This is a genomic window from Rahnella woolbedingensis, assembly GCF_003602095.1.
Lineage (GTDB): Bacteria > Pseudomonadota > Gammaproteobacteria > Enterobacterales > Enterobacteriaceae > Rahnella > Rahnella woolbedingensis.
Window position 1 is genome coordinate 16388 of record NZ_RAHH01000023.1, and the last position, 18004, is coordinate 34391.

At 48.9% G+C, this 18004-nt stretch carries 14 protein-coding genes; 4 read left to right on the plus strand and 10 right to left on the minus strand.

Going from position 1 to position 18004, the window contains the following annotated elements; translation table 11 throughout:
- The first annotated feature begins 159 nt into the window (after positions 1-159).
- A complete protein-coding gene (locus tag D6C13_RS18095; RefSeq protein ID WP_120134156.1) occupies positions 160-1167 on the plus strand; it encodes a LacI family DNA-binding transcriptional regulator in 1008 nt (335 codons plus the stop codon).
- Between the two features lie 47 nt (positions 1168-1214).
- Here D6C13_RS18095 and D6C13_RS18100 read toward each other — a convergent pair whose 3' ends face one another.
- Entirely contained in the window at positions 1215-2645 is a 1431-nt protein-coding gene (locus tag D6C13_RS18100) for a 6-phospho-beta-glucosidase (RefSeq protein WP_120134090.1), read from the minus strand.
- 19 nt (positions 2646-2664) lie between these two features.
- Positions 2665-4134, minus strand: a complete 1470-nt coding sequence (gene ascF, locus D6C13_RS18105; protein ID WP_167458045.1) for a PTS cellobiose/arbutin/salicin transporter subunit IIBC — start codon at positions 4132-4134, stop codon at positions 2665-2667.
- A gap of 280 nt (positions 4135-4414) precedes the next feature.
- Here ascF and D6C13_RS18110 point away from each other — a divergent pair, with 280 nt between their 5' ends.
- Positions 4415-5428 carry a LacI family DNA-binding transcriptional regulator gene (locus D6C13_RS18110; RefSeq protein ID WP_120134091.1) on the plus strand — a complete coding sequence of 338 codons (1014 nt, stop codon included), beginning with the start codon at positions 4415-4417 and terminating at the stop codon, positions 5426-5428.
- 367 nt (positions 5429-5795) lie between these two features.
- Complete coding sequence (locus D6C13_RS18115) at positions 5796-7880, plus strand: putative bifunctional diguanylate cyclase/phosphodiesterase (protein WP_120134092.1); 2085 nt, start codon at positions 5796-5798, stop codon at positions 7878-7880.
- Positions 7881-8257: 377 nt separating this feature from the next.
- Here the strand turns inward: D6C13_RS18115 and D6C13_RS18120 are convergent, their stop codons facing one another.
- The 8 genes from D6C13_RS18120 to D6C13_RS18155 form a co-directional block, all read right to left on the minus strand.
- Positions 8258-8884, minus strand: a complete 627-nt coding sequence (locus D6C13_RS18120; protein ID WP_167458046.1) for a helix-turn-helix transcriptional regulator — start codon at positions 8882-8884, stop codon at positions 8258-8260.
- Positions 8885-9101: 217 nt separating this feature from the next.
- Complete coding sequence (locus tag D6C13_RS18125; RefSeq protein WP_120134094.1) at positions 9102-9638, minus strand: fimbrial protein; 537 nt, start codon at positions 9636-9638, stop codon at positions 9102-9104.
- A 29-nt stretch (positions 9639-9667) separates the two neighbouring features.
- Positions 9668-10192, minus strand: a complete 525-nt coding sequence (locus tag D6C13_RS18130; protein WP_120134095.1) for a fimbrial protein — start codon at positions 10190-10192, stop codon at positions 9668-9670.
- 62 nt (positions 10193-10254) lie between these two features.
- A complete protein-coding gene (locus D6C13_RS18135) occupies positions 10255-11244 on the minus strand; it encodes a fimbrial protein (protein WP_120134096.1) in 990 nt (329 codons plus the stop codon).
- Between the two features lie 29 nt (positions 11245-11273).
- Positions 11274-13868, minus strand: coding sequence for a fimbria/pilus outer membrane usher protein (locus D6C13_RS18140; RefSeq protein ID WP_120134097.1), 2595 nt, complete (start codon positions 13866-13868; stop codon positions 11274-11276).
- Positions 13869-13943: 75 nt separating this feature from the next.
- On the minus strand, positions 13944-14630 hold the full coding sequence (locus D6C13_RS18145; protein ID WP_120134098.1) for a fimbrial biogenesis chaperone: 687 nt from the start codon (positions 14628-14630) through the stop codon (positions 13944-13946).
- A gap of 93 nt (positions 14631-14723) precedes the next feature.
- Positions 14724-15239, minus strand: coding sequence for a fimbrial protein (locus D6C13_RS18150; protein WP_120134099.1), 516 nt, complete (start codon positions 15237-15239; stop codon positions 14724-14726).
- A 365-nt stretch (positions 15240-15604) separates the two neighbouring features.
- A complete protein-coding gene (locus D6C13_RS18155) occupies positions 15605-16243 on the minus strand; it encodes a helix-turn-helix domain-containing protein (RefSeq protein ID WP_120134100.1) in 639 nt (212 codons plus the stop codon).
- A gap of 634 nt (positions 16244-16877) precedes the next feature.
- Between D6C13_RS18155 and D6C13_RS18160 the strand changes: the two genes are divergently transcribed.
- Complete coding sequence (locus D6C13_RS18160; RefSeq protein ID WP_120134101.1) at positions 16878-17513, plus strand: helix-turn-helix domain-containing protein; 636 nt, start codon at positions 16878-16880, stop codon at positions 17511-17513.
- Positions 17514-18004: the final 491 nt, after the last annotated feature.

The window sequence follows — 18004 nt, forward strand, 5'->3', positions numbered from 1 at the left end:
TTAGCTAATGTTTATTACCTGATTAAGCTGGCTGCAAATTGCACGCTCCGGTTCTGCAATTCAGATCACACTCTTTTACGTAAACTGCGGGGTAGTCGGGCAAAATCGGCCGCTGTGATATAGTGCGAAAGGAAAAATATGGGCGACGGGAAAAGGGAAATGGAGAAGAAAAACAAAGTCACGATGAGTGATATTGCGCGGGAAGCCGGTGTGTCACAGGCCACGGTTTCGCTGATTTTAAACAACTCGCGCTCCGTTAAACTCAGTGAGGAAACCCGTCAGCGGGTGTTCAGCACCGCGCTGTCGCTCGGCTACAAGAAAATGCCTGCGCCCCACAATGACAGCGGCCAGGAAGAGATTGCCCTGCTGGTCAATGCCATGCCCAGTTATGACCCGTTTGTCGATGCCCTGAGCGAAGCCCGTGAAGCGGCCTGGCGGAACGACACGCTGCTGACGGTTTATGATTATGGCGATGACGCCGAACTGGCCGTGCGGATTATCGCGCAACTGAACCAGCGACGCTGCGCCGGCATCATCATTGCCTCGCCCATCACCCAGTCCATTGATTTTTCACCCTTTGCTAACCAGACGCAGTTGCCGGTTGTCCTGCTGAATGTGTACGATCGTGCCTTTCCGTTACTGCCGACATTCCTGCCCGACGACCGCGCCAATGCGCTACAAATCACCCGTCATCTGATTGATCATGGTGCGACGCGCATTGCCCATATCATGGGGGATAACTGGATGGAAGCTTGTGAAATGCGCCTCGAAGGGTATCGCGAAGCCCTGATGCAAGCCGGTATGCCGCAGGACGATCAACTGGTTCAGGCGACTAACTGGTCGCTGAATGAAACGTATCGCGCCACGCTGGACCTGATGAAACTGCCCGAACCACCGGACGCGATTTTTTGCTCCAGCGACTGGATGACCATTGGTTGTTATCAGGCGCTGACCGAACTGCACCTGCGCATTCCGCAGGATGTTCTGGTCGCCGGTTACGACGATCAGCGTATCGCCGATCAGATGACGCCGAAGCTGACCAGCGTTCAGTTACCTTATTACGAACTGGGCCGTATGGCGGTGGAATATCTGTGTTCGGGCGAAGACGCTGCCACGCGGGTGATTATGGCGGGGAAACTGAAAGTGAGATCAAGTACGGCAGGTTAAACGTTATCAGGGGAATAACCGGCTGGCGGCTGTTCCCCGTTGTGATATCAGGCTAAATCAGTCCCGTTACTGGCGATGACTTTCTTGTACCAGTAAAACGATTTCTTCCTCTTTCTTTCCAGCGTGCCGTTCCCGGCATCATCGCGGTCGACGTAAACAAAGCCGTAGCGCTTGCTCATTTCACCGGTCGATGCGGAAACCAGATCGATACATCCCCACGAGGTGTAGCCCATCAACGGCACGCCGTCTGTTATTGCCTCGCCCATCGCGTGAATATGCTCCCGCAGATAGCTGATACGATAATCGTCGTTAATTTCGCCCTGCGCGTTGATTTCATCTTTCGCACCGAGGCCGTTTTCCACCAGGAACAGCGGTTTCTGATAACGGTCGTACATCATATTCATCGTGATGCGCAGACCGAGCGGATCGATTCCCCAGCCCCATTCGCTGGCTTCGATATACGGGTTTTTCAGCGATTTGACGATGTTGGCGGCGCTGCTATTGTTGTCGTTCATGTCAGCCGACGCACAGCGTGACGCGTAGTAACTGAACGAGACGAAATCAACGGTATTTTTCAGGATTTCCGCATCGCCCGGTTCCGTCACCACATTAACGCCCTTCTCAGCAAAAACGCGGCGGGTGTAGGTCGGGTATTCGCCGCGTGCCTGTACGTCGATGAAAAACAGGTTTTCACGATCTTTTTGCAACGCTGCCCACACATCCGCAGGCTTGCAGGTTTGCGGATAGAAATTCCCGCCTGCCAGCATACAACCGACCTGATTTTGCGGGTTCACTTCATGGGCGATTTTCGTTGCTAAAGCGCTCGCCACCAGCTCATGGTGCGCGGCCTGATATTTGACCTGCTCCTGATTTTCGCCTTCTTCAAAGACCAGACCGGCCCCCGAGAACGGGCTGTGCAGCAGAATATTGATCTCATTAAACGTCAGCCAGTATTTCACCAGCCCGTCGAACGCTTCAAAGCAGGTGCGCGCATAGCGGGCGAAAAACTCGACCATTTTGCGGTTACGCCATGAACCGTATTCGATAACCAGATGCATCGGCACATCGAAATGACACAGCGTGACCAGCGGTTCGATGCCGTGCTTTTTGCATTCCGCAAACACATCACGGTAGAACGCGATGCCTTCCGCGTTTGGCGTCAGTTCATCGCCGTTAGGATAAATGCGGCTCCAGGCAATCGACGTGCGGAACACCGTAAAGCCCATTTCCGCCATCAGTGCGATGTCTTCTTTATAACGATGGTAGAAATCAATCGCCTGATGCGCCGGATAAAACTCGTCGCTTTTAAATGAGAAACGCTTTTCCTGACCGGTTTTTACCGCCAGACGGTGCGCGCCGTGCGGGATCATATCGACCGTGGTCAGCCCCTTTCCACCTTCAAAACTGCCGCCCTCAGCCTGGTTTGCGGCAATCGCGCCGCCCCATAAAAAACCGTCGGGAAATGCTGATACTGCCATGAGAAATCCTCTCCTTAATTTATTTAACGGTGCTTTGCGAAACCGCAAAGGCAGCGGGAACCGTTGATTCAGGCGCGGTATTTTTTGGCGCCACGGTTTCCACCGGAATATCTTCAAATCCGAGTAACAGCGTGGTGAAGAAGGATATCACCACGGCGAGGATCATCACGCCCACCACCCAGACAATGCTCATCGGATTCGACGGGTCAAAGAACTGCACGCTGGTAAACAGCCCCGGAGAGGCCATCGAATGGCTGGCGAGTCCCCCTATTCCGGCTACGCCACCGCAAATGAAGCCACTGATTAAACAGGCGATCAGCGGACGTTTCAGGCGCAGCGCAACACCGTAAAGCGCTGGTTCTGAAATCCCGGCAACAATCGCCGAAGCCGCAGCGGCCAGCGCGGTCTGGCGCAGTTCCGGGTTTTTGGTACGCCATGCCACCGCCAGCGAGGAACCGCCCAGTGACAGATTGGCGCCAATTTCTGAGGGCATTACCATCGCCTCTTTACCTGTTTCAGCGATGGTCTGAATAATCGTTGGAGTGAATACGCGGTGCATGCCGGTCATCACCAGCAGCGGCCAGGCGGCGCCCATAATCGCAACGGAAAGCCAGCCCAGATAGCTGTGAACGGTATACACCACCGCTGAAATTCCGGTACCGATCCAGATGCCCATCGGGCCAATCAGCATGATGGCGATCGGTGCCGAAATCAGCATGATCAGCATCGGTTTGAGGAAGTTTTTCGTCACCACCGGCGTAATGCGATCTACCCATTTTTCGATGTAAGACAGCAGCCAGGTCATGCACAGCGCCGGGATCACGGTATAGGTATATTTCACCGCCGTCACCGATATCCCGATAAATTCAACTTTCTGCCCCTGCGCCGCTTTCGCCATCAAATCGATAAACGCCGGATGGACGAGGATCCCGGCAATCGCAATCGCCAGCGACATATTGGTTTTGAATTTCACCGCCGCCGACGCCGCCACCATGACCGGCAGGAAGAAGAACGCGCCGTCGCCGATGGTGTTGAGGATAACCAGCGTCGATGCGCCCTTGTCGAATACGCCGGCCATATCCAGGATCATCGCCAGCAGTTTGACCATCGAACCGCCGATAATCGCCGGGATCAGCGGCGACATGGTGCCGATCAGCGCATCGAGAATGCCGGAGCCAATACGTTTAAAGGTGATTTTATTTTTCGCTGGTGCATTATCACTGGCCGCAGCAAAGCCTTCAGGCAACAGTTTCAGCACTTCGGCATAGGCCTGGGAAACGTTGTTACCGATGATCACCTGGCACTGTTTTTCATTGCGCACCACGCCCATGACGCCGGTAATGGCTTTCAGTGTGGCGGTATCAACGGCAGATTCGTCATTGAGCACAAAGCGCAGGCGCGTCATGCAGTGCGTTACTGCCGCCACATTCTCCGCACCGCCGATTGCTGCGACAATCGACTGTGAAATTGCTTCAAAATTTTTAGACATGAGTGACAACTCTCTGTGATTCATAATGTTATGAATGTTTTTCAGAAACCCTGGCTTCTGTGAAACCGCTTTTTATGAAATGTTCTGTTTTTGTGAAACGATAGGTAACCGGTTTCATACGAGAATGTGCAGTTCCTTTCATGACTTCAATAAAAACCTGCAACGCTGTTTTATTTTTGTGATGGCGATCTCCAGATGGTGTTCAGCGAGGGTGAAATCATCGCTAAACACCGGGAATGTGTAGAATGACGGATAATTTTTCATTTTTTGGGTGTGGCTGATGTCAACAATGCAGGAAGTGGCTAATAAAGCAGGGGTTTCCAAAGCCACCGTTTCCCGTGTGCTTTCCGGGAAGGGATATGTGAGCCAGGAAACCAAAGATCAGGTGTTTAAAGCCATCGAAGAAGCGGGCTACCGGCCAAATTTGCTGGCGCGCAATCTGGCGACCAGTAAATCGATGTGCATCGGACTCGTGGTCACCAATACCCTGTATAACGGCAATTATTTCAGCGAGTTAATCTCGCAGGCAGCAAAAAAACTCGATGCCAACGGGCGTCAACTGATCCTGGTCGATGGTAAACACAGCGCCGAAGAAGAACGGGAAGCCATTCAGTTTCTGCATGATTTGCGCTGTGACGGCATTATTATTTACCCGCGCTTTTTATCGGTCGATGAAATGGATGAAATCATCGATAAATACAATAAGCCGGTCATGGTGGTGAACCGCAAATTACGCAAACATCAGAGTCATTGTATTTATTGCGACCACAAAGGTTCAGGCTTTCAGGCTACGCAGGCACTGATTGAACGCGGTCATCGTAATATTGTGTTTATCACCGGCTCGATGGATTCCCCGACCGCCATTGAACGCCTTTCCGGTTACAAAGAAGCGTTAACCTCTGCCGGTTTAGCGGTACAGGAATCGCTGATCGTGCAGGGAAAATGGTCGGCAACCAGCGGCGCGGCGGCGGTGACAACCCTGCTTGCAGGCGGCGTACCTTTCAGCGCTGTTCTGGCCAGTAACGATGAAATGGCCATCGGCGCAATGAAAACATTAAACGATGCCGGTATTGCTGTTCCCGCCGATGTATCGGTGATCGGGTTTGATAATATTCCGACCGCACCGTTTCTAATTCCGGCGTTATCGAGTGTGAAAGATCCGGTCAGCGATATGGTCAGCGAAGTGATCAGCCAGATTATTTCCATGCTCGATGGTGGTTATTTATCCGAGCAGAATAAATTTGTCTCAGAGCTTATTTTGCGGGAATCGGTAGCGACAGTCCGCCATCACTGACTCCCGAAATTCCCCGTCCGCCATTTCGCCCCCCGCCGCACCCTGTTGCGGCTTTTTTACGTGTTTATTGAAACGCTGTAACGCGTGAGCTTTGTATGCCTTTTCATTAAAGTTAACTGCCGCCCTGCCGATAACTCCTCTGCTATTTAAAAGCCAAATACCGAATTTCACTTAAGGCCGATCTTTTTGCTAAATACGCTTAAATTTAAGTACGTTAGAAGCAAAATTTGGCGAACTAAGAATTATCTTATGCTAACGTTTCATCCGCACATCACAGCAAAAATGCGTCGGGAACAGGCGCACTATTTAGCCGGACTTTAGTACGGAAGGATCCCCGTAAAGGCGGCAGGCTAGCAGGCAAAATAAAATGAGCGAAGATTCTGATGTATTGTATCGGTTGCTGGTTCAGCGCGTAGAAGATTACGCGATTTACATGCTTAAACCCGATGGCATTATTGCGAACTGGAATGCCGGTGCGCAGCGGGCAAAAGGTTATACGCCTGAAGAAGTCGTCGGAAAACATTTCTCGTGCTTTTACACCGAGGAAGATCGCAAAAGCGGCTGGCCACAGCATGGCCTGGAAACGGCGCGCGAAACGGGCCGTTACGAATCCGAAGGCTGGCGACAGCGCAAAGATGGCTCTCTTTTCTGGGCGCATATCATTATTGAAGCGCTACGTGAGGCCGGTGAAATCATAGGTTTCGCCAAGATCACCCGCGATGTGACTGAACGTCGTGAAACGGAGCAGGCGCTGTTGCAGGCCAAAGAACTGGCGGAGTCCAACAGTGAACAGCTCGCCTCTCTCTCACAATTTCTGAATACGGTCATTGCCAATATTCCGTCATCAGTGATTGTTGAGAATGCTGTTTCCCGCGAGATCTTGCTGGTGAACCGTCAGGCTGAACGTTTACTGGGCATTTCACGTGAAAAAATGCTCGGCAAGCGTCCCCAGGATTGTATGGGCATCGGGCTGAGCACCTTTATCAATAAGCAGTCGGACGAATGCCTGCGAGCGGAAGGCGTCCACCGCAGCGAACAGCAGTTGAAGACCGCCATCGGTGACCGCACGTTGCAGACCACCAGTTCGGTGATCCGCGGGCATGATCCGCAGACCAGCTACGTGATGATGATCGCCGACGACGTGACCGACCAGCAGGCCGCGCACGCCCGGATCCACCACATGGCGCATCACGACAATCTGACCAGTCTGCCGAACCGCATTCTGTTCAGCCAGCGTCTGAGTGAAGCCTTACAGCGTGACAGTTATACCCACAGCCACACCGCCACGCTGTGTCTGGATCTCGATAACTTCAAAAACGTCAACGATGCACTGGGCCATCAGATTGGTGATGAGCTGCTGCGCGCGATTTCCAAACGCCTGCGCATGACGCTGCGTGATGACGATACGCTGGCACGCATTGGCGGCGACGAATTTGCCGTGGTGCTGCCGGGGCTGAAAGACATTTCAGCGGCGCATCAGATTTCCAAACGACTGATTGAATCGGTGCGCCCGCCGGTGATCATCGACGGCCATTCCCTTTCGGTCGGCCTGAGTATCGGTATCGCGCTGGCAGATTCTGCAGAAAACACGCCCGATCAGTTGCTGCGTTGTGCCGATATGGCACTGTACGAAGCCAAGCGTAACGGCCGTAACCGCTACGAAGATTTCCGTATCGAAATGGATGCCGCCGCCCGTAAACGCCGCGTGGTAGAAATGGATTTGCGTGATGCGATTACCTGTAATCAGCTGCGACTTTACTATCAGCCGATCACCGATGCGCGTCATGATGAAGTGATGGGTTATGAGGCGCTGATGCGCTGGCACCATCCGGAAAACGGGCTGATTATGCCGGTCGATTTCATTCCGATTGCTGAAGAAACGGGGCTTATTCACAGTCTGGGATCATTTGCTTTGCACGAAGCCTGCCGCGAAGCGACTACCTGGAAAGGCAATCAGACCGTTGCGGTAAACCTTTCGCCGATCCAGTTTAAAAACAGCGGACTGGTGTCTGTGGTGGAATCTGCGCTGGAAGCATCGGGGCTGGATCCGTCACGCCTCGAAGTGGAAATCACCGAATCGGTCTTGCTCGATAACACGCTGGGTAATATCAGCACTCTACGCAAACTAAAATCACTTGGCGTGCGCATTGCACTTGACGATTTCGGCACCGGTTATTCATCGCTGAGTTATCTGCGGTCATTCCCGTTCGATAAAATCAAAATCGACCGGTCATTCATCAATGACATGCAGGACAGCCGCGAAGCGCTGGCGATTATCCGTGCCATCACCGGTATGAGTCGCAGTCTGGACATTCAGACCACCGCAGAAGGTGTCGAAACCGACGAGCAGTTCCGGCGTCTGAAAGAAGAAGGTTGTACGCTGTTCCAGGGCTATTTCTTCGGACGACCTCAGCCCTCAGAGTCAAGACTGATTGGGTTTTCACCCCTCTGATGATAGGTATTAGACACGGTTTTTGTCCGAAATAATCGGGGGATAAACGGCGTATATTGCTGTTATTTCTGGCGATAACCGAGCCAGAGGCGCCTTAAAAGTAAACCATGACTTTAAGGCGTCTCCTGCGAAGAAGTGCCATCATCACTGTCTTCAATTGAATGACGCTATATAATTTTATGGGCAACCGTTTAGCGTAATGCGGGCGTATAAAGTAAAGTCACGGCAAAGAGTCTGTAGACTCAACTTATCATTGTTTATGCTCTGACCGGAGAAAAAGGAAGTCGAAAACCCGAGAGTCAAAACTAGCGCGCAAGCGGTTATTAAAATGTGACACGCGGATTCTTTCTGTTAAAAATGATTTTGTATTTACATTATCAACTATCAAATAAAGATATTGGATGATCGCTTTTCTTAAAAATCTTCAAAAAAATTAATAACTCACAATCACTTTTGAGACCAAATTTTCTCATAATCATTCTTTTATGCGAACTGACAGCTTTTATGTTTAGACCTAACTGCTGTGATATTCTGAAAATATCATTACCTCGCAGCAGCGATTTCGCAATTAAAATCTGTTGAGGTGTCAGATTATGAAATTTGCATTGTAAGCATTTACCGGAATGAGAGAGTATAGGGTTTGCTTTGACATCCTTCCATGCAATGAAGATTTTTTCACTGATGCTGTGCAATGACTCAGACCGTGAAATAAAAACAACATCCTTAATACACAGTGGCAATCCATTGTGGTGAAGGTTTTTTTTGCCATCGTAAATACCCACTATCAGACCTGGTCTTCTGCGAAATTTTAATGCGGGATGACAGAGGAATTGTGCGCCCGCATTAAACTCCTTTACGATTACGTCCGCTTGCAGAACATTTTGTTTTGTTAAGCTTTCAACTTCAATCGAATATTTTTCTGCATGGAAGAATATCTTTTCAAGAAACAATTCAAAACCATGCTTATAAAACGCGTTGGAGTCCTCAATGGCAATTTTTAACATGATCAGTCCTGATGATATTATCATACTATACTTGTGAAGATGTGTCTGTAAGGACAGTCACCATTGCAAGGGGAAGCTATAATATTTTAAATGTCATTGCGTAAGAAATAGAAACGTTAAGATTTATTTATACACATATATTTTATTTCCCAACCCCCGATATATCGCTCAACCCACGCAGTGGAATCTTTACAGCCGTGTGGGTTGAGTTCAATTATTATTGATAGGTAAAGTTTACCAACACACTGCTAGAAACCCGTCCCGCGCCAACGTTGCCAGCGCCGGTATACAGGCGGGCCACCAACGGAAAGGTTGCGGTCCTGGTCACGTCATCAACATCGACCGTCATGCTTTTGCCATTTGACAATACCGCGCTGTGGTCGGCATCTTTTGCCATTTGAACCGCCATATTAGCTGCGGCGCTCGTGACCGGCTCAGTATTCGCGAACAACGAACCACCGGGCCCCGTCGGTGTACCGGAAAACGTAACGGTACTTTGGCTGGTTCCCACCGGACAATGAGTCAGATTGAGACTGAAGCTTTTCCAGTCTCCGGCATCGCCAGCATTCTGGAATTGAGTTCTTCCCAGCGTGCCAAGATTAACTTCCTGCCCCCCAGTCAGCATCGGGCTAACAGTGCAGGATGCCGCAATAACCCTACCGGTGATTGTCACATCAACAGCTTTTGCTTCTGTGCCCGACAGGACCGCAAAGGCGGGAAGTAGCATGTTGAGAAAAAACACACGTTTTAACATGATCAGCTCTCCTGCCAGGTAATGGCAAATCAGTTGTAGGCCAAGTTCATCAGTACGACAGTATTGATATTCCCTACGCCCGCATTCCCAGTACTACTATAAGGACGCGCCTGCAGGTCGAAAGTGGCATTTTTGCTACCGTCCACATCCACTGTCATCGTGCTGTTTTTGCCTTTGTCAGCCACGGTGCCAGAGCGGTTTTGTACCTGCACGGACACATTGGTGGCATAACCCGTACCGGTCGTGTTGGCATATTTGGCCGCATCAGCAACATCGGCCGTACCGTCAAATGTAGCGGTGACAGAAGAGGTACCCACCGGACAATTACTCAGGGTCACATCAAAAGTTTTCCAGTCACCATAAGAGTTGGCTGTGTTCAAGGTTGCAGCAGTGACATCAGCCATCGTGACCGTGTAGGCACCACTGTTGTTGATAGTACAAGCCGCCGCGATAACTCTACCGTTAATGGTAATGGTGGTATCTGCCGCATGCGCGGCCAGAGAACAGGAACCTACTATCAGAGCAGCAATCAATCCTTTGGCAAACTTATTCATTTTAAAACTCCTTTATGTATCATTTACTGCCTGAAAGGCAATGGTCATTTCTAATAGAAAAATCAGTTATAAATAATGGTTGCATAAGCAATCGAGCTGACAGTCCCCACATCAATATTATTGGATAATGCATAATATCGGGCCGTCATCGGTATTGTAATACTCCCATTGATCGGTCCCAGATTGAGATAATCACCTACAGTTGTCGGCACTGGCATATTATCTTTCAATATCTGTATCCCGACACTGGCCGCATTGGCACTACTGCTGTTAAGGTTACGGAATACCGCATTGGCGGCATCGACAATATCACCACTAAAAGCCAGGGAAATATTACTGGCAGATGAGCAACTCAATGGAATATTAAAATCTTTATCTTTACTCGTATTCCCCAAAGCAGCCAATTGGGATGTATTGGTATCGTCAAGATTTAGCGTAATTGCCGATTGAGTTACTGTGCATGCCGGTACCGTGGGTTTAACAATGATAGGGCTCGACAGATATAACTCAAACCACGGAGTGCTTGCTATTGCTGCAGACATAATCACCTGGGGGCCAAAGGTTCCTGGCTGTATTGGACCCGTTTTTACAAATTCCACCATTACCGAGCCGCCGCTTACCCCTGAATTAGTGCCCACCCCACTACTTAGTGATTGCGGCCAGTATTTCCCAATAAAATTCGAAGGCCACCCGGCCGTTATTTTCCCCCGATAGGCTAGCCCCGGTATGTCAGTAGCGTAAAGATTCCCAGAGGGTGAGCCATAACCAGTAATGTTAAATATATCCGTACGACCATTAAAAACAACACCACAATCACTGGAACTCAAAAATGTTGGCCAGGTTAATGTGACAGTTGCAACCACAGTCCCAACTGGCAAGGTGGGATTCAAATTAATGCTTGCTGGAGCGGCCAGACTCTGACGAAAAGGCGTACAGGCCTGTGCCGACGTAATCAGTGAGATGTTAAACATACCCGCCATCACAACCGTCATTACCAGCCCCAATGCTTTTTTCTTTTTAAGAAAAGCTGTTATACAAATAAATTTCTTCATGTTTATTCCTTATAGTCAGTGTCAACCGATCATCGGCACTGACCATTTATATTCGCTATACTGCTGGTGACTTTGAGCAGACTGTACATGACGGTACAATGTTCATCGGTTCCAGAACCCCATTTCACGTTCAACTGACCGTTTTGCGCCAGCCCAGTGAGATACGCCTGCCCTGCATCCCCCACAATAAAGCCCTCTGCACCCTGGGTATCCTTGCTTGTCACAATGGCGCCGAAAGGTACTGACTGGCCGTTTGTGCGGAGCAACGTCATCAATACCCGGTTACCGACACTGGTCTGATACGTTGCTTTCACAACAGCACCCCGCGTTGGTATAACGGTTTGGGTGGTAATGGCCACTTCCGTATCGTCAGCAAAGGTTTGGGTATTGAGCGTGACATCATTCTTACGATATGGGCTGGTATACGGCACCACGGCATAGCCACGAAAATCAGTCTTAACTCCAGTCTGGCCTTGTACGCTGACACCTTTTGCTTGCGGTGCAACCACCAGAGCCACGGTTTCACCCAGTGGTTGGCCGAAGGTCACGCCGTTTTCATGCGCGATAATTCCGCCCTGCGCACCGTAGTTCATGCGTTGACTGTTATGGTCATAGGTGTAACCGCCATTGATTTCACCGTAGGCCGCACGCCAATCGGTATTCACAGCACCGCTGTTACTTTGCCCCTGTGAACCATAGCCCTGTTGCACACTCCAGCTCAGGTTGTTGTCTTCCAGCGTAGTACCGCCGACACTCACACTATTGGTGGTATTACCGTTCTTACTGGTATTGAGCATGTAGTTGGCATAGGTGGTTGAGGTCTTATCGCCAAAAAGCTTGCTCAACGGGACACTCACATTAAAGGCAAACAGCTGATCTTTATCGTAGATACGTCCACTTCTGTGAGAACCGGCCCCGTAGTTCACCGTCGAGTTAAGGTTGTAGGTATAGCTCAGCCCATAACTGATACCGTCCCTGGAATTGTTATAACTGGCGGTGTACGACTCCATACGCCGGTCAGTATTCCAGTAATCTTCTCGTGCCGCGCTCAGGCCAAGGTTGCCACCACCTTCCCATAAATCCTGTGACACAGTGAGTTCGGCACGGTTTCTGCGGCGTTCCTGCAACGTGTACGTGTTGCCATCAGTGTAGGTATCCAGCACTTCCTGCATGCCCCAATAGCCGTCCGTCGCATAGCGGTAGCCGGCAATGGCGAAGTTGGTACCGGTCTGAACGAAGTTTTTGCTGTAACGTACGCGCCAGGACTGACCGCTCTCTTTATCCTGATTTTTTTGCTTTGCCCAGGACTGGGTAATATCTCCAGACAACGCCCCTAAATCCCCGAGGTTTTTGCCCAGACCCAGAGCCAATGACTGGTATTTACTGGCAAATTGCCCACCGCCATAGACGGTGTATCCCCAAGGCAAGCCATAAATCACGGTTCCTTCGCTAAGCGCCGTCTGATCCACGCTATTGTCATAGGAGCGGTATACGCCGCTAGTGATGGCATATTTCAGGCGCCCTTCACGCTGCAAGACTGGCAGGGAAGCATAAGGGATAACCAGTTGCTGCTCACTGCCGTCAGATTCCTTGATCGTCACATACAAATCACCCGCACCACCGGTGGGGTACATATCGGTAATCTCAAAGCTGCCCGGTGCCACATAGGTCTGGTAAATCGTATAGCCGTTCTGGCGAATGGTGACCTGCGCATTGGTGCGGGCAATCCCACGCACCACCGGCGCATAGCCGCGCAGGCTCTCCGGCAACATGTCGTCGTCAGATGCCAGTTGAGCACCACGAAAAGAGACACTGTCGAACACATCCGCCGCAGTGGAACTGTCCCCGGCTGTGAACTGGCTTTTCAGGGAGATAATGTCGCGCTGAGCGTAGGTATAGACCGTATCCCAATGACTCTCGGCTGTGCCATTGACACCGCCGTTGTCTGACCGACTCCAGGTGGTGTAATTGCGCAGACGCCAAGGGCCGATGTTGATACCGGGGCGCAGGTTGACGTATTGGTTGTTGCTGTCGTCGCCCTGGCCACTCCTGGCGTAATTATTAGCACCGGTCAGGCTGTAGTTCAGCAATGCTGCCGGGACACCCTCATCCCAGAGCTTTGTGTCAACCCAACCACGGGCCGAGTTGCTGACAGCCGTTTGTGGCAAGCTCAACAACAATTGCAGGCGTTCGAAGCGAAATTCACTATTCGCCTGAGGGATCGCGGCCAGATTGGCGCAGGCACTTCCCGACGCGCCAAGCTCCGGGTATTTTTTAACTAACACCCCCCAATTTGCTAAATCATCGACCGGGATACAGGGTTGCAGCACATCGCTACCCTTAGCGTTCCTGGCCATACGAAATTCAACGTTACGCGTTTCCATCTTTTCGTTGTTGAGAAACACATCAACCCGATAAGTGCCAGGCAGCTGGCCTCCTTTATCTTCAAAGGATGAAAGGTCAATGGCTTTGTGCCCAGGCGCCCCCAGTTCCAACAGTGCGGGGTCAAAGTAATCTCGCGCCTGCGCCGTCATCATTGTCCCGGTAATCAGCGCTATCTGAGCAGCCACAAAACAGGCTACCCGGCTTAAACGTGGACATATGTGTCCTTTATAATTGTTCATCCTTAACACCCCATTCCCACGTAAGCCTTTGATTCCTTACACTCATGAATATTCATGCTCAGTATTAATGCTCTGCTAGTGCCCTGTAGTATGCTCAGCGCCGGTACCACCGTAGTCACTGATCAGCTTCCAGCTCACCGGCCCACTCACGTTAACGGGTGTAGTAAAAATGGCCTGGGTCATTGGCAGTACGTAAGTAATGTCTTTGATTTCCCGCCCTCCCACTTTTACCTGCTGGAAATTCATCACGAATGGAGTTGGGTTGTTAACGGTCAGGCGAGTACCACTCTGTGACCATGTCAGTTTGTTGGTCACCTCCTCTGGCATGCCTTTTAAGGCCTGAGGGCGATATAGCAGTTTGATGCGGGTCTTGACCGCAATCTGTAGAGTATTGGCTCCTTCCTTTTTGCTGCCCGCAGGGATGGATTTGATGTTTAACCAGTAAAGAGACTCGCGATCTTCTGGCAAATTACCGCCGGTACGAACAATGCGTAACAGGTTTTGCTGATTCCCTTCCAGACGGAATAATGGCGGGGTCACGATAAAGGGGGCTTTCTCAGCGCCACCATTTTGAGTTTCCGCCCAGGACTGGATGAGATAGGGGTTGGTGTCAGTATTAGTGACGTTTAGTGAAGCCTCTTTCTTCCCGCCGTTGTAAATCAGACGAGTGCCGCCGATGGTCACACCACCAACATCAGCCGCCTGCGCCAGCGTACCGCTCATTAATAAGGGAAGGCAGAGGGCTTTAAACCAGATATTCATAACAATGCAATACTCCAAAGAAGATGGGCCAACCAAAGTCGACTCGTGAAAATGCCTTCCCAACACAGAAAAAAGGTGAGAAGGCAATCCTGATTAGTTGTAAACGATGGTGAAATTACTGGAAGAGTTAGCAGGGCCTGCAGTCACTGTTGCTGCTGTTGCATAGTAACGAGCTACGAAGTTCAGATTATTGTCACCTGCGGTCAGCGGATAAGATGAAGAAGCTGTGTGCAATGGCACGACAATATTATTGTTATCCGTCAACTGAATACCCACGTTAGTCGCCACACCTGACTCCTGAGTCAAAGCCAGAATGGTGTTAACATTACTGTCTGCTGTACCGTCAAACTTCACCTTTGCGGAAGTCATTGCAGCCGGGCAGTCTTTCAGTGCGATGGTGAACTGGGTCGGTGATGCAGTAGAGCCTGCTGCAGTGAATGCCTTGCTGGACACGGTACCCAGAGTCACTGTCAGCGGGCTGGACATGTTGTTGACGACAGTACATGCGTCATCGGTGATAGCACCAATAAAGTTGATTTTACCGTCATCAGCAAATGCAGCAGTAGACAGAGAAGCAATAATAGATGCAGCAATAACTAATTTTTTCATGGAAATAATCCTTTGTTTAAATGAAATACAACTTATTACCCAGTGAAACGATCCTTTCGCTTACTGAATGAGGTGAGTCATTTTCTTCATGAGTGTTAAACCCGGTCTGAAAATACGCTCGTGAATCAAGTCAAAAACCTCCTTACTTATCGGCTTGTAGTTTTTACGTAATACAATCCACACTTCACCCTCAGGAAATATCACCTAAAATTCAACCTTATAAATGCTGCGGGGATGTTCTTCAGACTGTTATAAAACCAGGCGGGCGTGAGTCTCACTGCCGATAATTCTAAAATCAGGTCTATCACTTCAATTGATGAGCGCATAAAAATGGCTCCATTAAATATATTGCAATTAGCAACATGTTAAAACTTTTTTGGTAACGCGTTAATTTTTATAAGTAACCCATTTTTAATCTCTATATAGCCGCCCATCTTCAATGATGAAAGGGTTTTCATTATTCCACTACGTGAAAGCAGACTCCTCTCCTGAATATATTCCAGCGCGGTCGTAGTAGCCCTGACGTCAAAACTCTCCATGCTCAATGAAGTCAAAAAATTACAAATCAACTCATAATTACTAATGCCGACCATTTTTCGCTGATATTCACAAAACCTTGTTGCGGAAAGCATTAACATATGGCAAACGTTTTTCCACAGGTTTTTGGACTCTACGTGGCAAAAAAAATCATCCACCGGTAATATACTGTACTCAACATTTCCTCTCGCCAACAGGTGCATATACGATTTCGCAAGAAATACATCATGCAATCCGACAATACTAGGTGTTTTTATCGTTGATAACACCAGTGAGTCCGGAATTCTTTTAGCAATAAATGTTCCGCTATAAAGCAGAATGCAGACTCTTTGATCATTCTGTTCGAGATAAAAACGTTGCCCAATGCGCCCTTGTTTTATTTGAACTAAAGGTTTTATCGACGTTAAAATCTCTTCAACTGCAGCTAATGCCGTTGTTCGTTCTGTCACTTTACTTAATTCATACATACCATTTGCTCGAATGAACTATAAGATTCCGTTATTGATAATAAAAATCAGATCAGGGTGATAATACAAATAATTCCGAGCAGGTACGTTTGATGATACATGGATGTAAACCTATAAAGTCATCAATTAATTAAAAAACCTGTTAAAGGTTCTTATGGTAACAAGATAGGCAACCCCTCCCCTTCGCTCACAAAGGAAAACATGACTCCTGATGCTGCGCTCAATGCCTCTGCTTCCTAAGCATTATTATATAGTCACCACATACTCTCAAAGGCTTTACGATTCATTTATGTCCTGTAAGTCCAAAAATGGATCAAATCTGTTAGTCATCCACTGAACGGTGAACCGCTAAAAATCACCAAATCTTCTTAGGAGCCTGTGAGTCAACGCTCAGTTGAAGTGTCGTGAAGTGATGGGCGTCCCTTAGCGCAAGTCCTGCCACACTGTCGATCTGTCGATCTGTCGGTGACCCACATCCCACAAACATTTTCCTTCGTGCCTGAGCAACGCCACTGCCCGCCCGTATGTCGGGGCTTTTGTCGTGCCCAGATTTACTGTGCCACTACAACTCGCTTATCGTTGTTACCGATTTCACTTATAATTACAGTAACCCGTGTTTTTTAAATGGTCGCTCATGAGCAACAGCAAAATATTTACCCAGACAAAACCCATTACGCATATTCAAACATTACAGAACTCCATGTTAAACGTTTTCAACATGCGCAAGAGCAAACCTGGACAACGCTTCCCGCTGAGGGTAAACGATAAAAAAATGTGCTTCTCACTAGTACAGGGTGAGTGTGAGTTTAAACGCAGTACGGACTCACTACTTTTCGGTATATTGAAAGCTCCGATTATAATTGGTATCAGTGACTTGGTGATTGACCATGACAACATTCTCATTCAAGCCATCACCCCCGTCGAGTATATGCATCTGCCTCTGGACGATTTCCTGTTACATGTTGACACCAACAGCTTGTGGAAACCGCTTAGTCATACATTGATGTATATGAGTGCTCGCGCCAATGACTATACGCAGTTGAATACAGCCCTTTCGAGCTATGAGCTTATCTGCAACAGCCTGCGCGCATTGATAGATGAAGATTTTGAAAGACGGTCAACGTTGCCAGCGGTTCATTACATCATGGAGAGAACACAGTTGTCCCGCAGCGGGATTTTGAAAATTCTGTCAGAGCTTAACTCAGGTGGATATATAGTTATCAAACGAGGATTATTAATTAAAATTAATAAATTACCCAGTAAATATTGAAAAGTTCTTTTTAATTTACAGGCCCCAATCTATAAAAACGAGTATAGGGATCTATACTGGTGAACTTGTAAGTAAACCTGTTTTAGTTCTGCACACTTTTGAGATATCCGATTTTTTGATCCCCTTCTGATCCCTTCCCAATGTTAACACCAGCATAAATCAGAGACTCCGGTCTTTTTGCAGACTTCGCTGGAGGGCGCCCTTCAGCGTCCAGATGTGTTTGCGCAAAGTCCCGCCATGACAAACGAAAAAACAGACGAAATCACTGCCTATCCACTCTCCTGCTTCCGAAATATCCCTGAATGCTCCCTCCATACATTTTCTTCGCTTGGTATTGAGGAAGATAGCGAACCATTCCCCCACTTATTACGCTTCTTTGATCTACTTCTCATACCACAAAATCACGCACCATTACGATTCGTTAACATTAATTTAACGCACTACACTTGTGCATAACGCCAAATATTCAATGCGTTACGGGATAGTCATCA

What these genes read in the sequence shown, in the direction of transcription:
- D6C13_RS18150 (WP_120134099.1), bottom strand. Translation starts at nt 15,239, where the DNA reads ATGAAAAAATTAGTTATTGCTGCATCTATTATTGCTTCTCTGTCTACT.
- D6C13_RS18135 (WP_120134096.1), bottom strand. Translation starts at nt 11,244, where the DNA reads ATGAAGAAATTTATTTGTATAACAGCTTTTCTTAAAAAGAAAAAAGCA.
- D6C13_RS18160 (WP_120134101.1), top strand. Translation starts at nt 16,878, where the DNA reads ATGAGCAACAGCAAAATATTTACCCAGACAAAACCCATTACGCATATT.
- D6C13_RS18140 (WP_120134097.1), bottom strand. Translation starts at nt 13,868, where the DNA reads ATGAACAATTATAAAGGACACATATGTCCACGTTTAAGCCGGGTAGCC.
- D6C13_RS18145 (WP_120134098.1), bottom strand. Translation starts at nt 14,630, where the DNA reads ATGAATATCTGGTTTAAAGCCCTCTGCCTTCCCTTATTAATGAGCGGT.
- D6C13_RS18110 (WP_120134091.1), top strand. Translation starts at nt 4,415, where the DNA reads ATGTCAACAATGCAGGAAGTGGCTAATAAAGCAGGGGTTTCCAAAGCC.
- D6C13_RS18115 (WP_120134092.1), top strand. Translation starts at nt 5,796, where the DNA reads ATGAGCGAAGATTCTGATGTATTGTATCGGTTGCTGGTTCAGCGCGTA.
- D6C13_RS18155 (WP_120134100.1), bottom strand. Translation starts at nt 16,243, where the DNA reads ATGTATGAATTAAGTAAAGTGACAGAACGAACAACGGCATTAGCTGCA.
- D6C13_RS18125 (WP_120134094.1), bottom strand. Translation starts at nt 9,638, where the DNA reads ATGTTAAAACGTGTGTTTTTTCTCAACATGCTACTTCCCGCCTTTGCG.
- D6C13_RS18120 (WP_167458046.1), bottom strand. Translation starts at nt 8,884, where the DNA reads ATGTTAAAAATTGCCATTGAGGACTCCAACGCGTTTTATAAGCATGGT.
- D6C13_RS18130 (WP_120134095.1), bottom strand. Translation starts at nt 10,192, where the DNA reads ATGAATAAGTTTGCCAAAGGATTGATTGCTGCTCTGATAGTAGGTTCC.
- D6C13_RS18095 (WP_120134156.1), top strand. Translation starts at nt 160, where the DNA reads ATGGAGAAGAAAAACAAAGTCACGATGAGTGATATTGCGCGGGAAGCC.
- D6C13_RS18100 (WP_120134090.1), bottom strand. Translation starts at nt 2,645, where the DNA reads ATGGCAGTATCAGCATTTCCCGACGGTTTTTTATGGGGCGGCGCGATT.
- ascF (WP_167458045.1), bottom strand. Translation starts at nt 4,134, where the DNA reads ATGTCTAAAAATTTTGAAGCAATTTCACAGTCGATTGTCGCAGCAATC.